The organism is Streptomyces sp. 13-12-16 (assembly GCF_002114215.1).
Lineage (GTDB): Bacteria > Actinomycetota > Actinomycetes > Streptomycetales > Streptomycetaceae > Streptomyces.
Genome location: NZ_NCTE01000947.1, coordinates 1 through 2,995 on the forward strand (window position 1 = coordinate 1; position 2,995 = coordinate 2,995).

Genomic DNA, 2,995 nt, shown 5'->3' on the forward strand with positions numbered 1-2,995 from the left:
CGCCCTCGACGCCGTACGCCTGCTCGCCTCGGCGGGTTCCTGGTGAGCGTCCGCGGGGCGCGCCGCCCGGGCCTCGTCCGCCCTCGCACCGGTGTCCGCCCCGGACGCCGTACGCCTGCTCGCCCCGGCCGGTTCCCGGTGAGCGGCCCCGGCTCCGCCTGCCCCACCCTCTCCTGGAGACTGCCGTGACCACCGCCGTCCGTACCGAACGCAACATCGCCGCCGGGCTCGAAGAGCTCATCGGCCACACCCCCCTGGTCCGTCTCGACGTCGCCGGGGCCGCGCCCGGCGCCGAGGTGCTCGCCAAGCTGGAATCCGCCAACCCCTTCGCCAGCAGCAAGGACCGTGCCGCCCTGGCGATGCTGCGCGGCGCCGAGGAGCGCGGCGACCTCGCCCCCGGCGGCACCGTGGTGGAGTCCACCTCGGGCAACACCGGCATCGCGCTCGCGGCCATGGCCGCCAGGCGCGGCTACCGCTGCATCGTCGTCCTGCCCGACAGCGCCACCCCCGAGCGGATCGGCCTGCTGAAGGCGCTGGGCGCCGAGGTCGTGCAGACGCCCAGCGCCGAACGGTTCGCGGGGGCCATCGCCAAGGCGGAGGAGATCCAGGCCGCGACCCCCCGGTCCTGGTACGTGCGCCAGCACGAGAACCCCGACAACGTCCGCGCCCACTACGAGACCACCGGACCGGAGATCTGGGCCGACACCGGCGGCCGCGTCGACGTGCTCGTCGCGGGCGTCGGCACCGGCGGCACCCTCACCGGCGCCGGACGGCACCTGCGGGAACACAACCCCGACCTGCGGATCGTCGCCGTCGAACCGGAGAACTCCCCGGTGCTGTCCCGGGGGTACGCCGGCACCCACCGCATCCCCGGTCTCAACGGCGGCTTCGTGTCGCCCACCACCGACGTCGACCTCATCGACGAGGTGATCACCTGCCCGGACGAGGCCGCCCTCGACACCGCCCTCGCCCTGGTGCGCGAACAGGGCATCTTCGCGGGGGTCTCCTCCGGCGCCGCCGTCTACGCGGCGGCCCTCCTCGCACGGCGGCCCGAGTCCGCGGGCAAGTCCGTCGTCACGATCCTGCCCGACACCGGCGAGCGCTACGTCAGCATCTTCACCGAAGGGTCCTCCTCATGACCACCCTGGTCCTGCACCGCGGCTCCCTGCGGGCCAACCCCTACGAGCAGTGGCTCGCCGGCCGGGACGAGAAGATCGTCCTGCTCGGCTCGGCCGAACAACTCGCCCTGTTCGGCGAGGAACTGCCCACCACCGCGCCCTACCTGCACGCCGAGGTGCTGCCCGACTACGACACCAGTGACCGCGTCGTGGAACGGGCCGCCGAGCTCATCGAGGAGTTCGGCGTCACGGACCTCGTGGCCTGCCAGGAGTTCGACATCGAGCGCGCCGCCGCGCTGCGCGAGCGGTACGGACTCCCCGGCCAGCGGCCGGACACCGCGCTCGTCTACCGCGACAAGTGGGAGATGAAGCGGGCGGCCGTACGGGCCGGCATCAAGGTCGCCGACCACGCCCTGCTGCACACGGCCGCCGACCTCACCGCCTTCGCCGGCCGTCACGGACTGCCCGTGGTGGTCAAACCGCGCCGCGGCGCCCTGTCCGTCGGCGTGGCCGTCCTGCGCACGGACGCGGAACTGGCCGCGTGGCTCGACACCGCCGGGCTGACCGGCCCGGACGGCGAGCCGCAGTGGCTGGCCGAGACGTTCGTCGAGGGCTCCATGTGCCACATCGACGGCACCGTCCTGGACGGGCGGATCGCCACCCTGTGGCCCTCCCGCTACCTGTACGCGCTGGCGAACTTCCGCGACCGCGCGGGCCGGGTCGACATCGCCCTCGACGTCGCCGACCCGCTCACCCGCAGGCTCACCGAGTTCGGCGAGCGGATCCTGGAGGCCTTCGGCGGACCCGAGCACTTCGCCTTCCACATCGAGGTGTTCCACACCGACGACGACGAACTCGTCCTGTGCGAGGCCGCCTCGCGCGCGGGTGGGGCCGGGGTGCGCGACGTCCAGCGCGCCCTGTTCGGCTTCGACCCCATGGAGTACCCGGTGCGCCGCCAGCTGGGCCTGCCCGTGGACCACGAGGGCCGGGCGGACCCCGGGCGGATCGCCGGACAGCTGCTGTTCACCAAGCGGCCGGGCGTGCTGCGCGCCCTGCCCGACCCGGCGGCCCTGCCGCCGGGCGTCCTGAAGTACACGACGTACGCGCGGGTCGGAGAGCGGGTGCCCGAGGCCTCGCACTCCGGGGACTTCCTCGCCGCCTTCGTGGTCGCGGGCGCGGACCGGGCCGAGTGCGAGGCCCGCATCCGGGCCGCCGAGGCCTGGTTCACCGCCGGACTCGACATCGGCTGAGCCACCGACCCGACCGGGGCCGAGCCACCGACCCGACCGGGGCCGAGCCACCGACCTGACCAAGTACGCGCGTCGTGCGCGCCGGTGCGGGGCGCGGCAATCCAGGAGATGCCGCGTCCCGGACCGCTGTGTGACCGTTCCGGCAGAGCCGGGGGCACGGCGACGTCCGCCGCCCGGAGGGCCGATCGGATGGGACAACGCCTTGGTCAGCACATCGATTCAGCAGCGATTCGCCGCGCAGGTGAGCTCGACACCGGACGCCGTGGCCGTCTCGGCGCCCCAGGACGGCACCACCCTGACCTACCGCGAGCTCGACGGGCGCGCCAACCGGCTCGCGCACCGGCTGATCGGCCTCGGCGTACGTCCGGGCGACCCGGTCGCCGTGCTGATGGAACGCTCCGTCGAGGTCGTCGTCGCCCTGCTGGCCGTGGTGAAGACCGGCGCCGCCTACCTGCCCCTGCACTCCGCCTACCCGCTCGCCCGGATGCAGCAGATCACCGACCGGGCCGGAGCGCCCGTCCTGCTGACCGACGCCGCGCTGCGCTCGCGCGGACTGCCGCGGGCCGGCGAGGTCGTCGAGCCCGCCACCGACCCGGCGGTGGCCGCCGCACCCGCCACCGACCCGGG

Annotated in this window: 4 protein-coding genes; all 4 read left to right on the forward strand. The window is 74.5% G+C overall.

What is annotated here, in order from left to right:
* Positions 1-189, forward strand: a 189-nt coding sequence (locus tag B7767_RS47470) for a hypothetical protein (protein ID WP_218775832.1), incomplete at its 5' end; no start/stop codon positions are given.
* Positions 186-1,139: a cysteine synthase A gene (cysK, locus tag B7767_RS32725; RefSeq protein ID WP_085575289.1), complete on the forward strand. Its 954-nt coding sequence runs from the start codon at positions 186-188 to the stop codon at positions 1,137-1,139. The genes B7767_RS47470 and cysK, both read left to right, overlap by 4 nt.
* Entirely contained in the window at positions 1,136-2,368 is a 1,233-nt protein-coding gene (locus B7767_RS32730; protein ID WP_085575290.1) for a NikS protein, read from the forward strand. The genes cysK and B7767_RS32730 overlap by 4 nt, the downstream gene beginning before the upstream one ends.
* 241 nt (positions 2,369-2,609) lie before the next feature.
* Positions 2,610-2,995 (forward strand): AMP-binding protein (locus B7767_RS32735; RefSeq protein ID WP_256923645.1); only part of this gene is annotated, 386 nt, incomplete at its 3' end.

What these genes read in the sequence shown, in the direction of transcription:
- B7767_RS32730 (WP_085575290.1), top strand. Translation starts at nt 1,136, where the DNA reads ATGACCACCCTGGTCCTGCACCGCGGCTCCCTGCGGGCCAACCCCTAC.